This is a genomic window from Pseudomonas sp. H2_D02 (assembly GCF_054677635.1).
The window spans coordinates 2,064,845-2,081,234 of the sequence record NZ_CP162816.1 but is presented as its reverse complement, the minus strand read 5'-3'; the positions used below and the strand labels follow the sequence as shown (position 1 = coordinate 2,081,234).

Genomic DNA, 16,390 nt, shown 5'->3' with positions numbered 1-16,390 from the left:
CTACAAAAAAGCCCCCGCCGCCGCAAGGCAACGAGGGCTTTTTTATTTGCAGAAGTTACATCTCCACTTGAGTCCCCAACTCGATCACCCGGTTCAAAGGCAGGTTGAAGAACCGCAGGTTACCGTTGGCATTCTTCAGCATGAAGGCGAACAGCGACTCGCGCCAACGCGCCATGCCTTCGAGCTTGGAGGCGATGACGGTCTCGCGGCTGAGGAAATATGTCGTGCGCATCGGACTGAAATCCAAGTCATCCAGGTGGCAGAGCTTGAGCGCCTCGGGCACGTCCGGTTCGTCGGTGAAACCGAAGTGCAGGATCACCCGGAAGAATCCATCGCCGTAGGCATCGACCTCGAAACGCCGCTGCGGCGGCACGCGTGGAATGTCTTCGTACACCACCGTCAGCAACACCACTTGCTCATGCAGCACCTGGTTGTGCAACAGGTTGTGCAGCAGCGCATGAGGCACGGCGTCCGAACGCGCGGTCAGGAATACCGCAGTGCCCTTGACCCGATGGGGGGGCTGGACGCGGATGCTGCTGATGAAGATCGGCAACGGCAACGCGCCCTCGTCGAGACGGTCCACCAGCAATTGCTTGCCGCGCTTCCAAGTGGTCATCAGCACGAACAGGGCAATCCCGGCAATGACAGGGAATGCGCCGCCCTGGATGATTTTCGGTACGTTGGCGGCGAAATACAGCCCGTCCACCACCAGGAAACCAACCAGAACCGGGACCGCCAGCAACGGCGGCCACTTCCACAACAGCAGTATCACGGCCGAAACCAGAATCGTGGTCATCAGCATCGTCCCGGTCACCGCCACGCCATAGGCCGAAGCCAGCGCACCGGACGACTCGAAACCGAGCACCAGCAACACCACGCCGACCATCAGCGACCAGTTCACCGCGCCGATATAGATCTGGCCCTGTTCGGCGCTGGAGGTGTGCTGGATGTACATGCGCGGAATGTAACCGAGTTGGATGGCCTGGCGCGTCAGCGAAAACGCGCCGGAGATCACTGCCTGGGAGGCAATCACCGTGGCCAGCGTCGACAGGCCTACCAGCGGCAGCAATGCCCAACTCGGCGCCAGCAGATAGAACGGGTTGCGCGCCGCTTCCGGATCGCCGAGCAGCAAGGCGCCCTGGCCGAAATAGTTGAGCATCAAGCCCGGCAACACCAGGAGGAACCAGGCGCGGGCAATCGGCTTGCGACCAAAGTGCCCCATGTCGGCGTAGAGCGCTTCGGCGCCGGTCAACGCCAACACCACTGCACCGAGGATCGACACGCCCATGCCCGGATGCACAACGAAGAACCGGACGGCCCAGGCCGGATTCACCGCCTGCAACACTTCCGGGTGCTGGCTGATGCCATACACACCCAGGGCGCCCAGCACCAGGAACCAAGTCACCATGATCGGGCCGAACAGGATGCCGATGCGCGCAGTGCCGTGGCGCTGGATCAGGAACAGGGCAACCAGCACCACCAAGGACAGCGGCACCACCCAATGATCGATACCGTCAAACGCCAGGCCGAGCCCTTCGATCGCCGAAAGCACCGAGATCGCCGGGGTGATCATGCTGTCGCCGTAGAACAGCGCCGCACCGATCAGGCCGCAGACCACCAGCAACATGCGCAACCGCGCCCTGCCCGCCGCCGCCCGCCGCGCCAGGGCGGTGAGCGCCATGATGCCGCCCTCGCCCTGGTTGTCTGCGCGCAGGACAAACATCATGTACTTGAGCGAAACGACCCAGAGCAGCGACCAGAAAATCAGTGAGAGAATCCCCAGCACCCCGTCGTGGTTGACCGGTACGCCGTAACCACCGGAAAACACTTCCTTCAGGGTGTACAACGGGCTCGTGCCGATGTCGCCATAAACCACCCCGACCGCCGCGACCAGCATGCTCAGCGGTTTCGCTGCCGAATGCTCGGCACCCACCGCCTGACTACTTGCATGACCCATCCAACACTCCCGATTTCCAGACCTTTCTTCTATTAGCGAAGCCGAACGCTTTGCGGCGCAGCATGCGCCGTTTTACGCTTTGTTACAGACGTTTTGTTGACTGTAGCAATAGCCAGAAGGCAAAGGCGCGAAGCATAGCGCAGCACTCGTCGCATTTCCCGGTATAAAGCTGGTCAAGTGCGTCGACCACGGATAGAATTGCGCACTTTTTGATCAGAGGCGCGTCAGGCGCCCTGTCTCGGCAAGAGACGATCCCCCTACACCGAGGTTAGACATGTCCACCACTCCTGCGCCAGCCAACCCGAAGGTTGGCTTCGTATCCCTGGGTTGCCCGAAGGCTCTGGTCGACTCCGAGCGCATCCTGACCCAGCTACGCATGGAAGGTTATGACGTCGTGTCCACCTACCAGGACGCTGACGTGGTAGTGGTCAACACCTGTGGCTTCATCGACTCGGCCAAGGCCGAATCCCTTGAAGTGATCGGCGAGGCCATCAAGGAAAACGGCAAGGTCATCGTGACCGGCTGCATGGGCGTGGAAGAAGGCAACATCCGCGACGTGCACCCGAGCGTGTTGTCGGTGACCGGGCCGCAGCAGTACGAACAAGTGGTCAATGCCGTGCACGAAGTCGTGCCGCCGCGCCAGGACCACAATCCGCTGATCGACCTGGTGCCGCCGCAAGGCATCAAGCTGACCCCGCGTCACTACGCCTACCTGAAGATTTCCGAAGGCTGCAACCACAGCTGCAGTTTCTGCATCATCCCGTCGATGCGCGGCAAGCTGGTGAGCCGTCCGGTGGGTGATGTGCTCGACGAGGCACAGCGCCTGGTCAAGGCCGGCGTCAAGGAACTGCTGGTGATTTCCCAGGACACCAGCGCCTACGGCGTCGACGTCAAGTACCGTACCGGCTTCTGGAACGGCGCGCCGGTGAAAACCCGCATGACCGAGCTGTGCGAAGCACTGAGCACACTTGGCGTCTGGGTCCGCTTGCATTACGTCTACCCGTACCCGCACGTCGATGAGCTGATCCCGCTGATGGCCGCCGGCAAGATCCTGCCGTACCTGGACATCCCGTTCCAGCACGCCAGCCCGAAGGTGCTCAAGGCCATGAAACGTCCGGCCTTCGAAGACAAGACCCTGGCGCGCATCAAGAACTGGCGCGAAATCTGCCCGGACCTGATCATCCGCTCGACCTTCATCGTCGGCTTCCCGGGCGAAACCGAAGAAGATTTCCAGTACCTGCTGGACTGGCTGACCGAAGCCCAGCTCGACCGCGTCGGCTGCTTCCAGTATTCCCCCGTCGAAGGCGCACCGGCCAATGACCTGGACCTGGACGTGGTACCGGACGACGTCAAGCAAGACCGTTGGGAGCGCTTCATGGCGCACCAGCAGGCCATCAGCTCGGCACGCCTGCAGATGCGCATCGGCCGTGAAATCGAAGTGCTGGTGGACGAAGTCGACGAACAAGGCGCCGTGGGCCGCTGCTTCTTCGACGCTCCGGAAATCGACGGCAACGTGTTCATCGACAACGGCAGCAACCTGAAGCCGGGCGACAAGGTCTGGTGCAAGGTCACCGACGCCGATGAGTATGATTTGTGGGCTGAGCAGATCGGTTGATCCGCACAAAGCGGGACCGCTGTTGTGGCGAGGGAGCTTGCTCCCGCTGGGCTACGAAGTAGCCCCATCTTTGCGATTGCTAAGCAATCGAGCGGGAGCAAGCTCCCTCGCCACGGATTGTTTGCAAGCCACTCGCCGGCTCACGAAAAAACTTGATGAAGCCCTGCTCTGTAACAAGATGCAGGGCTTTTTTACGGCTATCGTATGCAGACAGGAAACCTCCATCACAAGGAACAGGCGGACATGCGCCAGCATTCGGTCATCCACACACCGAAACCGAGCGACTACCAGGAATTGACCCGGGTCTGGGAGGCCTCGGTACGGGCCACCCATGACTTCTTGCCAGACAGTTACATCGAGCTGCTGAAAAACCTCGTGCTCACCCGCTATCTGGACGCGGTGATGCTCATCTGCACCCGCGACAATCGTCAACGCATCACCGGTTTTGCGGGGGTGGCGGCTGGCAAGATTGAAATGCTGTTCATCGACCCGGAACATCGCGGCCAGGGCCTGGGTAAACAATTGCTGCGCTACGCCATGGAAAACTTGAACGCCGACCAGTTGGACGTCAATGAACAGAACCCACAGGCCCTGGGTTTCTATCTCAAGCAAGGCTTCGAAGTCGTCGGCCGTTCGGCACGGGATGGAATGGACCAGCCCTACCCGCTGCTGCACATGCGCTACAAACAACCCGACCTGAAGGCAGGACGCGGCTAAAAACGGCATGAGGCAAATGGACCCGCGATTAACCGGCGCCACACAGGTACAATGCCCACCCTCTTTTTGTTACGGCCCCGTCATGACTGACCCGATTCGTCTCTCCAAACGCCTCATCGAACTCGTCGGCTGTTCCCGTCGGGAAGCGGAGCTGTTCATCGAGGGCGGCTGGGTCACCGTCGACGGCGAAGTGATCGACGAGCCGCAGTTCAAGGTGACCACCCAAAAGGTCGCACTCGATCCCGAGGCCAAGGCCACCGCGCCGGAGCCCGTGACGCTGCTGCTGAACGTCCCGGCGGGCATGGATGTCGACACCGCCATGGCAACCCTCGGGCCACAGACCTTGAGCGAGGAGCATCGCTTCGGCAAGCGCCCACTCAAGGGCCATTTCCTGCGCCTGACCGCCAGTGCCGACCTGCAGGCCAACGCCAGCGGGCTGCTGGTGTTCACCCAGGATTGGAAGATCTTGCGCAAGCTCACCGCCGACGCCGCCAAGATCGAGCAGGAATATGTAGTGGAAGTCGAAGGCGAGATGGTCGCCCACGGCCTCAATCGCTTGAACCACGGGCTGACCTACAAAGGCAAGGAGTTGCCGGCGGTCAAGGCCAGCTGGCAGAACGAAAACCGCCTGCGCTTCGCCATGAAGAACCCGCAACCCGGTGTCATCGCGCTGTTTTGCCAGGCGGTCGGCCTGAAGGTCGTCGCCATTCGCCGCATCCGCATCGGCGGCGTGTCCATCGGCAAGGTGCCCTTGGGCCAGTGGCGCTACCTGTCTGCCAAAGAGAAATTCTAATTTTCCGGCGCCGCATCGAACCGGGGCGCCCACTGCCGATTCATCAGGATTGCACACATGATTCACAACGACGTACTGCGCAGCGTGCGCTACATGCTCGACATCAGCGACAAGAAAGTCATCGAGATCATCAAGTTGGGCGGGCTGGAAGTGTCCCTGGCGGACCTCACCGGCTATCTCAAGAAGGACGAGGAAGAAGGCTTCGTGTTCTGCCCGGACCTGGTTATGGCGCATTTTCTCGATGGCCTGGTGATTTTCAAGCGTGGCAAGGACGAAAGCCGTCCGCCGCAACCGATCGAAGTGCCGGTAACCAACAACATCATTTTGAAAAAACTGCGCGTGGCGTTCGAGCTGAAGGAGGACGACATGCACGCCATCCTCAAGGCCGCCGAATTCCCTGTGTCCAAGCCGGAACTGAGCGCGTTGTTTCGCAAATTCGGCCACACCAACTATCGCCCGTGCGGCGACCAATTGCTGCGCAACTTTCTCAAGGGGCTGACGCTGCGCGTTCGCGGCTGATAAGAAGGGCTGCTAACGCTTGAAACTCTGCTGATGCTTGCAGAGCTGTTGTGGCGAGGGAGCTTGCTCCCGCTGGACGCGCAGCGTCCCCTCGCGATGTGTCAGACAAAACCAGGGGGCCGCTTCGCGGCCCAGCGGGAGCAAGCTCCCTCGCCACAAAAACGCTCCCGCTATAGAGAACAGTGTCAATCTTGGCCCCCGCGCTATGATGCCCATTCAATCCTGCGTCGATCCCAGCCCATGACCTACAGCGTCTCCCCCATCGGCTTCGTCCGCTCCTGCTTCAAGGAGAAATTCGCCATCCCCCGCCAACCGCAACTGGCCCCCGCCGCACGCGGCGTGCTGGAACTGGTGGCGCCGTTCGACCAGGGCGAGGCGGTGCAGGGCCTCGAACAGGTCAGCCATGTCTGGTTGCTGTTCCTGTTCCACCAGGCCCTGGAAGACAAGCCTCGGTTGAAAGTCCGCCCGCCACGCCTGGGGGGCAACAAATCCATGGGGGTTTTCGCCACCCGTGCGACTCACCGCCCCAACGGCATCGGCCAGTCGGTGGTGAAGCTGGAACGGGTCGAAGCCGGACGCCTGTGGATCTCAGGCATCGACTTGCTGGACGGCACTCCGGTGCTGGACATCAAGCCCTACGTGCCCTATGCGGACAGCATCGACTCGGCCACCAACAGCATGGCCAACGCAGCACCTGGGTTGATTCCGGTGCAATGGGCGGAAGCTGCCCTGCTTCAAGCGCGCGAGCATGCCACGCGCCTGGAAGAGCCTTTGGTGGAGCTGATTGAACAATGCCTGGCCCAAGACCCACGCCCGGCGTACCAGGTTCCTACAGCGGAACGGGAATATGGCGCTCAGTTCTGGGATCTGGATGTGCGTTGGCATTACCCGGAGGCGGGGGTAATTCGGGTGTTGGAAGTCATTCCTGCGGTTGGATAAAACCCGGAAACGAAAAAGCCCGCGCGGCCTTCATCAGGCGGCGCGGGCTTTTTTTGGGGCATCTGCTGGATCGAGTCGCTGCCATCGCGAGCAAGCTCGCTCCCACAGGTTTTTTGAACACAGGCCCCATGTGGGAGCGAGCTTGCTCGCGATGGCGGTCGGTCAGCCACCGCAAATGCCGAAGTTTATTTCTCTACAAACGCCCGCTCGATCAGGTAGTCACCCGGCTCGCGCATACGCGGCGAAACGGTCAGGCCGAAGCTGTTGAGCACTTCGCTGGTCTCGTCGAGCATGCTTGGGCTGCCGCACAGCATCGCGCGGTCGTCCTGTGGATTGATCGGCGGCAGGCCGATGTCGCGGAACAGCTTGCCGCTGCGCATCAGGTCGGTCAGGCGGCCTTCGTTCTCGAATGGCTCGCGGGTCACGGTCGGGTAGTAGATCAGCTTGTCACGCAGCGCTTCACCGAAGAACTCGTTCTGTGGCAGGTGCTCGGTGATGAACTCGCGGTAGGCGACTTCATTGACGTAACGCACGCCGTGGCACAGGATCACCTTCTCGAAACGCTCGTAGGTTTCCGGATCCTGGATGACGCTCATGAACGGCGCCAGGCCGGTGCCGGTGCTGAGCAGGTAAAGATGCTTGCCAGGCTTGAGGTCGTCCAGCACCAGCGTACCGGTAGGCTTCTTGCTGATGATGATCTCGTCGCCTTCCTTCAAGTGCTGCAACTGCGAAGTCAGCGGACCGTCTGGCACCTTGATGCTGAAGAATTCGAGATGTTCTTCCCAGTTCGGGCTGGCAATCGAGTAAGCGCGCATAAGCGGGCGGCCGTTGGGCTGCTGCAGGCCGATCATCACGAACTGACCGTTCTCGAAGCGCAGGCCCGGATCGCGGGTGCACTTGAAGCTGAACAGAGTGTCGTTCCAGTGATGAACACTGAGGACACGCTCGTGGTTCATGTTGCTCATGTACGGGGGACTCCTGGAAATGATGCCTACGCCGATAATCTGCGCAATTGCATCGCATTCTAATGGCGGCGACAATATCTGTTAAATGGATTATTAAGATAAGGGTTATCGGTTATATAGATATGCGATTTACTCTACGTCAACTTCAAGTCTTCGTCGCCGTCGCCCAGCAGGAAAGCGTGTCCCGCGCCGCGGGCCTGCTCAATCTGTCACAGTCGGCCGCCAGTACCTCCATCACTGAATTGGAGCGCCAATCCAGCTGCCAATTGTTCGATCGCGCCGGCAAGCGACTGAGCCTCAACGCCTTGGGCAAGCAGTTGCTGCCCCAAGCCGTGGCATTGCTCGACCAGGCCAAGGAAATCGAAGACCTGCTCAACGGCAAGTCCGGCTTCGGCTCGCTGGCGGTCGGCGCCACGCTGACCATTGGCAATTACCTGGCGACGCTGCTGATCGGCGGTTTCATGCAGCGCCATCCGGAAAGCCAGGTGAAGCTGCATGTGCAAAACACTGCCAATATCGTGCACCAGGTCGCCCATTATGAAATTGATCTGGGTCTAATCGAAGGCGACTGCAGTCATCCGGACATCGAGGTGCAGAGCTGGGTCGAGGATGAACTGGTGGTGTTCTGCGCGCCCCAGCACCCGTTGGCCAAGCGTGGGCAGGCGACGATGGAGGAATTGACCCATGAGGCCTGGATCCTGCGTGAACAGGGCTCCGGTACGCGACTGACCTTCGACCAGGCCATGCGTCACCACCGCAGCGCGTTGAACATTCGCCTGGAGCTGGAACACACCGAAGCGATCAAGCGTGCCGTGGAGTCCGGCCTGGGGATTGGCTGCATCTCACGGTTGGCACTGCGTGACGCATTCCGCCGCGGCAGCCTCGTGGCCGTGGAAACCCCGGACATGGACTTGGCGCGGCAATTTTATTTCATCTGGCACAAGCAGAAATACCAGACTTCGGCCATGCGTGAATTCCTCGATCTATGCCGGGCATTCACCGCAGGGGTGCAGCGCAGCGATGAGATCGTCCTGCCGGCCATTGCCTGAGCCATCAGAGCAGCACGAGGCCCCAGACCAGGGCAATCATCGTCAGGGCGACAAGCTGGGCGGCGCTGCCCATGTCCTTGGCGTTTTTCGACAGCGGGTGCAGCTCGAGGGAAATGCGGTCGATCGCCGCCTCTACCGCCGAGTTGAGCAACTCCACGATCAAGGCCAGCAGGCATACCGCGACCAGCAATGCCTGCTCGACGCGGCTGACATTCAGGAAGAATGACAACGGAATCAGGATAACGTTGAGCAGCACCAGTTGACGGAACGCGGCTTCACCGACAAAAGCTGCACGCAGCCCGTCCAGGGAATAGCCGGAAGCGTTGAGGATGCGTTTCAGGCCGGTTTGGCCTTTAAAAGGAGACATAGAATTGGCAACTGGTCGAAAGGAGTGGGGACGCTAATGCAAATGCGGTCAAAAAAGCGTGAATTCACAGGCTACGATTGCGGAGAAATTGACTCAAGTTGTTGCAGCAGCAGTGCCGCCTGAGTTCGCGTACGCACGTTGAGCTTACGAAAGATCGCCGTGACGTGAGCCTTGATGGTGGCCTCCGAGACGTTCAACTCATAGGCGATCTGCTTGTTGAGGAGGCCTTCGCACACCATGGTCAACACCCGAAACTGCTGCGGTGTCAGGCTGGCCAATCCCTCACTGGCAGCCTTGGCTTCCTCGGACACACTCACCGCCTCGAATGCCTGCGGCGGCCAGGATACGTCGCCATCGAGGACGGCCTTGACCGCGTGCTGGATCATTTCCAGGGAACTGGATTTGGGGATGAACCCACTGGCGCCAAACTCCCGGGCCTTCACCATCACCGAGGCCTCTTCCTGCGCCGAGACCATCACCACGGGAATCTGTGGGTACTGCCCACGCAACAGCACCAGGCCGGAAAAGCCATATGCACCGGGCATGTTCAAGTCCAGCAGCACCAGGTCCCAGTCAGCCTTCTCGGCCAATCGGGTTTCCAGTTCCGCAATGCTGGCCACCTCCGTCAACCGGACGTCCGAGCCGAGGCCCAGGGTCACTGCCTGATGCAACGCGCTGCGAAAGAGCGGATGGTCATCGGCAATCAGGATTTCGTATGTGGCCATTTTTCAAATGATCCTGTTTTTAATGGCAGGCCCGATGCATTCGCGCCTCGCCAAACAACTCAAGACGCCGCCGACAGCGGCATCCACAGGGGCACGTTCAACGCCAATCACAGCGTTTCAAACTCTGGCCGCACCCTGGTCGGCGCCAAGCATGCCCAGCGAAGCCGGGGTGGTCAAGCAGCACGGCCGCCGCTGTGTCCAGTATGGGCCACTATTAGGCCAATACCGCTTGGCCGGCACGGACAAAGGGCTGCAATTCGGCATGGGCCGGGGTCGATACGTCCACTTCCTGCTGGCGCTTGGCGCCCAGGTAATGTTGGCTGAACACATCGAAATAGGCATCCAGCGCCGACGCGGCGTCGCTGTCCCCTGCCAGTTCAAGGCACAGGGCCGCCACTTCGGCGGTGCACAGGTGTTCACTGCGCGTCGAGCGCCGCAGGCGATAACGCGACAGTTTGTCCGGCAGCAGGCTCAGGATCGGTAAACGGTCGAAATAAGGGCTCTTGCGGAATATTTTCCGCGCCTCCGTCCAGGTGGCGTCCAGCAGGATGAACAATGGACGCTTGCCCGGGTCGACCTCGACCGTATGGGTGACCCGCGACGGTTCGACATACTCACCTGGAAAAACCAGGTATGGCTGCCATTGCGGGTCGTTCAGCAATGCAAGCAGTTGCTCATCGACGTCGGTGCGCGACCAGATGAACGCATGGTTGTCACGCACCACATCGGCAATCAGCCAACCGGTGTTGCTTGGCTTAAAGACTTCTTTATTGGTCATGATCAGGCAGACCCCGGAGTGGGTCTCGACGCTAGGGCGCCAGGCGCACAGGCAATGACTCTCGATGACCCGGCAAGCGCCACAGCGGGGCGCGCGCCAGCCCCGGGCCTGGAGCGGCTTGATGCCTTCATCGACACGCTGGTCGCGCAGGCGGGCTACGGCGTTAGGGGCATGGTTCATCGCGGGCAATGCCCGTAGACAGGAGAACTCGACACGAACAGGACTCGGCAGAACAGTGAAGGCCGGCAGTCTACCAGAGCGCGCAAGCCTGTACCGTCCACCTGGGCTCCCCTATAATCGCCGCCACTGAACGCACAGTCACGTGGCCGGTCGAACCACCAGTCACTGAACCAGGAGAGTTTCATGCTGCGCCTTATCGTCCCTACCGTTGCCGTTCTGCTGGCGACGTCCATCAGCGCTCAGGCTGCGTCGCTGAAAGAACTCGAACTGAACAAGATGCTGCAGAACGTTGCCAAGGAAAGCAGTGTCGGTACGCCGCGGGCGATCAACGAAGACATTCTCGACCAGGGTTATACCGTTGAAGGCACCGAGCTGATCAACCACCTCAGCGTGCAAAGCAGCCATGCCCAGAAAATGCGCGCAGACCCCAAGGCGGTTTACTTCCAATTGGGTTCCACGGTCTGCACCAATCCGGGTTTCCGCAAGCTGATGGCCAAGGGCGCGACCATGCGCTACGAGTTCACTGAAGTGAAGACCAATCGCCCGGTCGCCACCGAACGCTTCCAGGAATCGGATTGCCCGAAAGCAGCCAAGACCAAGAAGTAATCAGCCCGTACGCGCGCGCCGCTGCTCTTCGTCGGCGCGCAGCTCCGCCACCAGCGCTTGCAAATAGCGCGAGCGCCACTCCCGGCCTTCCAATCGACGGCAGCACTCCTCCTCGAGGCTTACCCGATTGGCTTGGGCCGCCTCCAACAGCGTCAGGTACAACTGCCTGTCGAGTTCCAGAGTCACTCTGGTCATCTCTCCCGCCTCCCTGCCATCCAATGCCTCACTCCATCGCGCGGACGCCCAGCCCTGGACGTCGAATGCTTGACACGCTTGTTATTGAGTAAATCAGAGCGGCACGCACCCAGTCGGCGATCTGACGAGCGGTACGAAATTCGAGGTGAGTTCCGATTCCCCCAGGACAATTGGGGAGGAGTTGCAAACGTTCATATTCGAGCGCCATGATCAGCAACGGACTAAATTCAACCTATCACCTGATATCGGGCAGACAGAGGCTGTCCTCGCCAATGCGTGACGCGTGATTGTTTTTTCATCCAAGGGAAACAGCAGGACCCATTGGATCGCTTGGCCGCCTTGCTGCAAATTGCGTCGAGCCAGGTTAACGCCCGGGCACGCGCCCGGACTGACAACGGCACAGGAGGTGTCGCGGCCTTGATGAATCTCTCGTCAGGGCCGGGGGTTCTGTTCAGAAGGAGAAGCTGAATGCCGTACAAACCGAATGATCTGCTCAGCCGTCATTTTGAAAACCATGGCCACGACCTCACCCGCAAGGTCGAAGAGCAACTCAACCTGGTATCGCCCAACAGCCCCAACCTCCCCATCTACCGCGACATGATCCTGACCGTGCTGCGCATGGCCCAGGAAGATCACAACCGCTGGAATGCCAAGATCACCCTTCAGGCCCTGCGGGAACTGGAGCACGCGTTTCGCACGCTTGAACAATTCAAGGGTCGCCGCAAGGTCACGGTCTTTGGCTCGGCCCGAACGCCCATCGAGCATCCTTTGTATGGCCTGGCACGTGAACTGGGTGCGGCGCTGGCTCGCTCGGACATGATGGTGATCACTGGCGCGGGCGGCGGCATCATGGCCGCAGCCCATGAAGGCGCGGGCCGGGAGCACAGCCTGGGATTCAACATCACCCTGCCCTTCGAACAGCACGCCAACCCGACCGTCGAAGGCACGCAAAACCTGCTGCCCTTCCACTTCTTCTTCACCCGCAAGCTTTTTTTCGTCAAGGAAGCCGACGCACTGGTGCTCTGCCCGGGTGGCTTCGGCACCCTGGACGAAGCGCTAGAGGTTTTGACCCTGGTACAAACCGGCAAGAGCCCATTAGTGCCAGTGGTGCTGCTGGACGCGCCCGGCGGCAAGTTCTGGCAGAGCGCCCTGGATTTCATCCGCGAACAGCTGGAGGAAAACCGCTACATCCTGCCAACCGACATGAAGTTGATGCGCCTGGTGTACAGCGCCGAGGAGGCGGTGGAGGAAATCAACCAGTTCTACCGCAACTTCCATTCCAGCCGCTGGCTCAAGCATCAATTCGTGATTCGCATGAACCACAAGCTCAATGAACAGGCGTTGCAACAGATGCAGGTCGAATTTGCCGACCTGTGCCTGAACGACTGCTTTCATCAGCATGCCTATAGCGGCGAAGAACCCGAGGAAGCGCCTTTCAGCCATCTGACGCGATTGGCATTTACGTTCAATGCCCGGGATCACGGCCGTTTAAGGGCGCTGGTGGACTACATCAACCTGCCGGAAAACTGGGCTCAACCTTCCACCAAGGCCCACCCGCTCACCTGGGAACCGATCAAGGTCACTTAAGGCCCATAAAAAAAACGGCCCGCTATCGAAATAGCGGGCCGTTTTTTATCAATCATCCATGCCTCGACCGCTGAACAAGCGGTTGATCATTTCCATGGAGTATCCTCGATACGCCAGGAAGCGCCCTTGCTTGGCACGCTCCCGTGCATCGATCGGCAAATGGCCAGAGAATTTGCGACGCCAAGTGTCCGTTAGCTGTTCCTGCCAATCGATACCGCTTTCGCGCAAGGCAAGTTCAATATCCGGGCGTTGCAAACCACGTTGCCCAAGTTCTTCGCGAATCCGCATCGGACCGTAGCCGGAGCGAGCACGATAAGAGACAAAGCTTTCGAGGTATCGCGCTTCCGACAACAGCCCTTCGTCCGTCAAACGGTCAAGGGCAGTATCAATCAGCTCATCGGGAGCGCCGCGCTGACGCAGCTTACGCGTCAGCTCGACTCGGCCATGCTCGCGCCTTGCGAGCAGGTCCATTGCGGTTCGCCGCACCGCGACGAGGGTATCGAGTACAGCGGTCATCGGATCGATCAGATATCAGCGTCAGCCAGGTCGTCAGCCGTCTCGCGATTGGCCACGGATTTGACGTCGGCGACCGGGCTCAACAGCTTGTCGCGCAATTGCTTCTCGAGGGCTGCCGCCACTTCCGGGTTATCCGCCAGGAACTTGGCCGAGTTGGCCTTGCCCTGACCGATCTTGGTGCCGTTGTAGGCATACCAGGCGCCGGATTTCTCGACGAAACCATGCAACACACCCAGGTCGATCATCTCGCCATTGAGGTAGATACCCTTGCCGTACAGGATCTGGAATTCAGCCTGACGGAACGGCGATGCCACCTTGTTCTTCACGACCTTGACGCGGGTTTCGCTGCCGACAACCTCATCACCTTCTTTCACCGCGCCAGTGCGGCGGATGTCCAGGCGAACCGAGGCGTAGAACTTCAACGCGTTACCACCGGTGGTGGTTTCAGGGCTGCCAAACATCACGCCGATCTTCATGCGGATCTGGTTGATGAAGATCACCAGGCAGTTGGCGTTCTTGATGTTACCGGTGATCTTGCGCAGCGCCTGGGACATCAGGCGAGCCTGGAGGCCCACGTGCATGTCGCCCATTTCACCTTCGATTTCGGCTTTTGGCACCAGTGCCGCCACGGAGTCGACGATGATCACGTCTACCGCGTTGGAACGCACCAGCATGTCGGTGATTTCCAGGGCCTGCTCGCCGGTGTCCGGCTGGGAAACCAGCAGGTCGTCGACGTTGACGCCCAGCTTGCCGGCGTACTCCGGGTCCAGGGCGTGTTCGGCGTCGACGAAGGCGCAGGTCGCGCCGGCTTTTTGGGCCTGGGCGATCACGGACAGGGTCAGCGTGGTTTTACCGGAGGATTCAGGACCGTAGATTTCAACAATACGACCTTTTGGCAAGCCGCCGATGCCAAGCGCGATGTCCAGGCCCAGGGAGCCGGTGGAGATGGAAGGAATAGCCTGACGGTCCTGATCGCCCATACGCATTACGGCACCCTTGCCGAATTGACGTTCGATCTGACCCAAGGCCGCAGCCAAGGCTTTCTTCTTGTTGTCGTCCATTAAAGTCCTCACGTAATCAATAAGGCCTGACGGCCAACACCTGTATAAGTAGCCAGTATTATTCCACAGCGATCGGGGATCGCCTACCCCTGATTTGAGATTTCTCCGGCGGCATGTTGTAACAGCCCGTCTAGCGCGGCCTTCACCGTTTGTCGGCGGACCTCGTCGCGGTTGCCCGGAAAGAACTTCTGCACGCTGAACACCGTCTCGCCAACGGCCCAGGCCAGCCACACGGTGCCCACCGGCTTGCTCGGCGAGCCCCCGTCCGGCCCGGCTACGCCGCTGACCGCCACGGCGAAACGCGCCAGGCTTTTCTGCTGGGCGCCCCGAGCCATGGCCTCCACCACCTCGCGACTGACCGCGCCCACTTTCTCGAACAACTCGTCGGGCACACCCAACTGCTGGGTCTTCTGGCGATTGGAATACGTGACAAAACCGGCCTCGAACCAGGCCGAGCTTCCCGGTATCCGGGTGATGGCCTCGGCAATCCCGCCACCGGTGCAGGACTCGGCGGTGGTGACGTGGGCATTGAGCAGTTGCAAGCGCCTGCCCAATTCAGCGGCCAGCTCGGTAATGTCGTCCATGATGCTCTCCTGATTCGACGCGATTGGCGCCTACCGTACACGAGCATTCGAAGCTTGCAAGGCTCGGCGGATCACTGGCGCAGCGCCCTGACATAGGCCTGGCAAGCCTGCAAGGCGATCAATCCACGGTCGCCCTCGTCGGTGATGGCGATAATTCGTCGAGCATGCGCCGGGTCAAGTCGGGCGCGTGGGGCGCCATGATCCAGGCCGCCGGTGCCGGGGGCGGCAGGCACTGCACAACCGGCGGAAACATCGTCGGCGTCGAGGAGGACTGACAGCCGGACATCGGCAGTAGCAAGGCGATCGCGCAGGCGATCCTGGTCACGTTGGGCATCGCTCAGGGCTCGGTAGTGGGTTTGTTCGCTGTTGGAGAGTCGTTGTTCCAAGGCGAGACGTTTGTCCTGCTCAGCCTTTTGCTGCATCGCGGCGGCCTGGGAGATCTGGTTCAGCGTCTCGGATTGTGACTGCGCCAACTGCGCCAACTGCCTGCCGTACCGCCAATCCTGAAACCGCCAGGCCAACATCGCCGGACCACCGATCAACAGCATCAGCAACATCGCGATACCAAGCGAGCGGAAGGAAAAAGGCATCAGGCCGAAGGTTGGCATAACACCTCCCTCGCCCTTGCCCAGAGTTGCAAACGATCCTGCAACCCGTTCAAACCACCATTGATGCGTCGCGTGATGTTGCTGAACTGATCACGGTCGGCCAGTTCGTTCAAGCCATTCTGCTCCCAGAACCACGCAGCAGACTCGGCGGCCCATTGCGGCTGTTCCAGCAGTTCGGGCAAGGCCAGCAGGCGCTCATCGCCAAACAATCCCAGGCTGCAACGAAGGTAATTGTCGTGGCCGGTAATCTGTATCAACCCCCGGCCACGATACTTCTGGCCGTCACCGTCGGCCTGGGGCGAGTTGCCCAGGCGAACGGCCAGGGTTCCGGTGTCGTATTTGCTCAGGTATTGCTCGCTGCCCAGCTCCCGCACGTAACGCAATTGTCCGGACTCATGACCGACCTGGGCGAGGAATGCGGCCATGCGTTTGACACCTACGATCTGATAACGACCCATGGCGTCGTTAAGGGCCGGCGCAAAAACGCCGGCATTGGCACCGGCGTTCGGAAGGATTTGCAGCAACTGAATTCCTGTAAACAGCATGGCGTTCTCCTTGATGTTATTGAAGGCTCTTCATATGTATTTTTTCAAGAAAGCTTTAGTCGAAGTTGACGTATATATTGTGTC

19 protein-coding genes are annotated in these 16,390 nt (G+C 60.1%); 8 read left to right on the top strand and 11 right to left on the bottom strand.

What is annotated here, in order from left to right:
- Positions 1–55: 55 nt before the first annotated feature.
- On the bottom strand, positions 56–1,897 hold the full coding sequence (locus AB4N42_RS09670; protein WP_431147469.1) for a potassium transporter Kup: 1,842 nt from the start codon (positions 1,895–1,897) through the stop codon (positions 56–58).
- 334 nt (positions 1,898–2,231) lie between these two features.
- Here AB4N42_RS09670 and rimO point away from each other — a divergent pair, with 334 nt between their 5' ends.
- The 5 genes from rimO to tsaA all read left to right on the top strand — a co-directional run bounded on the left by rimO (position 2,232) and on the right by tsaA (position 6,540).
- Positions 2,232–3,572 carry a 30S ribosomal protein S12 methylthiotransferase RimO gene (gene rimO, locus AB4N42_RS09665; RefSeq protein ID WP_431144618.1) on the top strand — a complete coding sequence of 447 codons (1,341 nt, stop codon included), beginning with the start codon at positions 2,232–2,234 and terminating at the stop codon, positions 3,570–3,572.
- A gap of 243 nt (positions 3,573–3,815) precedes the next feature.
- Positions 3,816–4,289, top strand: a complete 474-nt coding sequence (locus tag AB4N42_RS09660) for a GNAT family N-acetyltransferase (protein WP_030139429.1) — start codon at positions 3,816–3,818, stop codon at positions 4,287–4,289.
- A gap of 82 nt (positions 4,290–4,371) precedes the next feature.
- Complete coding sequence (locus AB4N42_RS09655; protein ID WP_030139430.1) at positions 4,372–5,082, top strand: rRNA pseudouridine synthase; 711 nt, start codon at positions 4,372–4,374, stop codon at positions 5,080–5,082.
- A 57-nt stretch (positions 5,083–5,139) separates the two neighbouring features.
- Positions 5,140–5,601, top strand: coding sequence for a YehS family protein (locus AB4N42_RS09650; protein ID WP_030139431.1), 462 nt, complete (start codon positions 5,140–5,142; stop codon positions 5,599–5,601).
- 240 nt (positions 5,602–5,841) lie between these two features.
- Positions 5,842–6,540, top strand: coding sequence for a tRNA (N6-threonylcarbamoyladenosine(37)-N6)-methyltransferase TrmO (gene tsaA / locus AB4N42_RS09645; protein WP_334598232.1), 699 nt, complete (start codon positions 5,842–5,844; stop codon positions 6,538–6,540).
- Positions 6,541–6,725: 185 nt separating this feature from the next.
- Here the strand turns inward: tsaA and fpr are convergent, their stop codons facing one another.
- Positions 6,726–7,505, bottom strand: coding sequence for a ferredoxin-NADP reductase (fpr, locus tag AB4N42_RS09640; protein ID WP_003184787.1), 780 nt, complete (start codon positions 7,503–7,505; stop codon positions 6,726–6,728).
- Between the two features lie 122 nt (positions 7,506–7,627).
- On the opposite strand from fpr, the gene AB4N42_RS09635 reads away from it, so the two are divergent.
- Positions 7,628–8,554 (top strand): LysR family transcriptional regulator, encoded by a 927-nt coding sequence (locus AB4N42_RS09635; RefSeq protein WP_039594356.1) that lies wholly within the window; start codon positions 7,628–7,630, stop codon positions 8,552–8,554.
- A 4-nt stretch (positions 8,555–8,558) separates the two neighbouring features.
- Here AB4N42_RS09635 and AB4N42_RS09630 read toward each other — a convergent pair whose 3' ends face one another.
- The 3 genes from AB4N42_RS09630 to AB4N42_RS09620 all read right to left on the bottom strand — a co-directional run bounded on the left by AB4N42_RS09630 (position 8,559) and on the right by AB4N42_RS09620 (position 10,604).
- Positions 8,559–8,921 (bottom strand): diacylglycerol kinase, encoded by a 363-nt coding sequence (locus tag AB4N42_RS09630; RefSeq protein WP_030139434.1) that lies wholly within the window; start codon positions 8,919–8,921, stop codon positions 8,559–8,561.
- A 71-nt stretch (positions 8,922–8,992) separates the two neighbouring features.
- Positions 8,993–9,646, bottom strand: a complete 654-nt coding sequence (erdR, locus tag AB4N42_RS09625; RefSeq protein WP_030139435.1) for a response regulator transcription factor ErdR — start codon at positions 9,644–9,646, stop codon at positions 8,993–8,995.
- A 214-nt stretch (positions 9,647–9,860) separates the two neighbouring features.
- Positions 9,861–10,604 (bottom strand): tRNA-uridine aminocarboxypropyltransferase, encoded by a 744-nt coding sequence (locus tag AB4N42_RS09620; RefSeq protein WP_460116130.1) that lies wholly within the window; start codon positions 10,602–10,604, stop codon positions 9,861–9,863.
- A 183-nt stretch (positions 10,605–10,787) separates the two neighbouring features.
- On the opposite strand from AB4N42_RS09620, the gene AB4N42_RS09615 reads away from it, so the two are divergent.
- Positions 10,788–11,210, top strand: coding sequence for a quorum-sensing-regulated virulence factor family protein (locus AB4N42_RS09615; RefSeq protein ID WP_030139437.1), 423 nt, complete (start codon positions 10,788–10,790; stop codon positions 11,208–11,210).
- On the opposite strand, the gene AB4N42_RS09610 is transcribed toward AB4N42_RS09615, so the two are convergent.
- Complete coding sequence (locus AB4N42_RS09610; protein WP_030139438.1) at positions 11,211–11,405, bottom strand: hypothetical protein; 195 nt, start codon at positions 11,403–11,405, stop codon at positions 11,211–11,213.
- A 468-nt stretch (positions 11,406–11,873) separates the two neighbouring features.
- Here AB4N42_RS09610 and AB4N42_RS09605 point away from each other — a divergent pair, with 468 nt between their 5' ends.
- Positions 11,874–12,992 (top strand): LOG family protein, encoded by a 1,119-nt coding sequence (locus tag AB4N42_RS09605; RefSeq protein WP_030139439.1) that lies wholly within the window; start codon positions 11,874–11,876, stop codon positions 12,990–12,992.
- 48 nt (positions 12,993–13,040) lie between these two features.
- Here AB4N42_RS09605 and recX read toward each other — a convergent pair whose 3' ends face one another.
- The 5 genes from recX to AB4N42_RS09580 all read right to left on the bottom strand — a co-directional run bounded on the left by recX (position 13,041) and on the right by AB4N42_RS09580 (position 16,306).
- Positions 13,041–13,508 (bottom strand): recombination regulator RecX, encoded by a 468-nt coding sequence (gene recX / locus AB4N42_RS09600; RefSeq protein ID WP_030139440.1) that lies wholly within the window; start codon positions 13,506–13,508, stop codon positions 13,041–13,043.
- 8 nt (positions 13,509–13,516) lie between these two features.
- Positions 13,517–14,569 (bottom strand): recombinase RecA, encoded by a 1,053-nt coding sequence (gene recA / locus AB4N42_RS09595; protein WP_003198351.1) that lies wholly within the window; start codon positions 14,567–14,569, stop codon positions 13,517–13,519.
- Between the two features lie 83 nt (positions 14,570–14,652).
- Positions 14,653–15,153 carry a CinA family protein gene (locus AB4N42_RS09590; protein WP_030139441.1) on the bottom strand — a complete coding sequence of 167 codons (501 nt, stop codon included), beginning with the start codon at positions 15,151–15,153 and terminating at the stop codon, positions 14,653–14,655.
- 71 nt (positions 15,154–15,224) lie between these two features.
- A complete protein-coding gene (locus AB4N42_RS09585) occupies positions 15,225–15,761 on the bottom strand; it encodes a lysis system i-spanin subunit Rz (protein ID WP_198796377.1) in 537 nt (178 codons plus the stop codon).
- Positions 15,743–16,306, bottom strand: coding sequence for a glycoside hydrolase family 19 protein (locus AB4N42_RS09580; RefSeq protein WP_258648181.1), 564 nt, complete (start codon positions 16,304–16,306; stop codon positions 15,743–15,745). Before AB4N42_RS09580 ends, AB4N42_RS09585 begins: the two co-directional genes overlap by 19 nt.
- Between the last annotated feature and the right edge of the window lie 84 nt (positions 16,307–16,390).

Bases quoted from the DNA above. Each gene is read 5' to 3' on its own strand.
- AB4N42_RS09670 (WP_431147469.1), bottom strand. From the start codon at position 1,897: ATGCTGGTCGCGGCGGTCGGGGTGGTTTATGGCGACATCGGCACGAGC.
- rimO (WP_431144618.1), top strand. From the start codon at position 2,232: ATGTCCACCACTCCTGCGCCAGCCAACCCGAAGGTTGGCTTCGTATCC.
- AB4N42_RS09660 (WP_030139429.1), top strand. From the start codon at position 3,816: ATGCGCCAGCATTCGGTCATCCACACACCGAAACCGAGCGACTACCAG.
- AB4N42_RS09655 (WP_030139430.1), top strand. From the start codon at position 4,372: ATGACTGACCCGATTCGTCTCTCCAAACGCCTCATCGAACTCGTCGGC.
- AB4N42_RS09650 (WP_030139431.1), top strand. From the start codon at position 5,140: ATGATTCACAACGACGTACTGCGCAGCGTGCGCTACATGCTCGACATC.
- tsaA (WP_334598232.1), top strand. From the start codon at position 5,842: ATGACCTACAGCGTCTCCCCCATCGGCTTCGTCCGCTCCTGCTTCAAG.
- fpr (WP_003184787.1), bottom strand. From the start codon at position 7,505: ATGAGCAACATGAACCACGAGCGTGTCCTCAGTGTTCATCACTGGAAC.
- AB4N42_RS09635 (WP_039594356.1), top strand. From the start codon at position 7,628: ATGCGATTTACTCTACGTCAACTTCAAGTCTTCGTCGCCGTCGCCCAG.
- AB4N42_RS09630 (WP_030139434.1), bottom strand. From the start codon at position 8,921: ATGTCTCCTTTTAAAGGCCAAACCGGCCTGAAACGCATCCTCAACGCT.
- erdR (WP_030139435.1), bottom strand. From the start codon at position 9,646: ATGGCCACATACGAAATCCTGATTGCCGATGACCATCCGCTCTTTCGC.
- AB4N42_RS09620 (WP_460116130.1), bottom strand. From the start codon at position 10,604: ATGAACCATGCCCCTAACGCCGTAGCCCGCCTGCGCGACCAGCGTGTC.
- AB4N42_RS09615 (WP_030139437.1), top strand. From the start codon at position 10,788: ATGCTGCGCCTTATCGTCCCTACCGTTGCCGTTCTGCTGGCGACGTCC.
- AB4N42_RS09610 (WP_030139438.1), bottom strand. From the start codon at position 11,405: ATGACCAGAGTGACTCTGGAACTCGACAGGCAGTTGTACCTGACGCTG.
- AB4N42_RS09605 (WP_030139439.1), top strand. From the start codon at position 11,874: ATGCCGTACAAACCGAATGATCTGCTCAGCCGTCATTTTGAAAACCAT.
- recX (WP_030139440.1), bottom strand. From the start codon at position 13,508: ATGACCGCTGTACTCGATACCCTCGTCGCGGTGCGGCGAACCGCAATG.
- recA (WP_003198351.1), bottom strand. From the start codon at position 14,569: ATGGACGACAACAAGAAGAAAGCCTTGGCTGCGGCCTTGGGTCAGATC.
- AB4N42_RS09590 (WP_030139441.1), bottom strand. From the start codon at position 15,153: ATGGACGACATTACCGAGCTGGCCGCTGAATTGGGCAGGCGCTTGCAA.
- AB4N42_RS09585 (WP_198796377.1), bottom strand. From the start codon at position 15,761: ATGCCAACCTTCGGCCTGATGCCTTTTTCCTTCCGCTCGCTTGGTATC.
- AB4N42_RS09580 (WP_258648181.1), bottom strand. From the start codon at position 16,306: ATGCTGTTTACAGGAATTCAGTTGCTGCAAATCCTTCCGAACGCCGGT.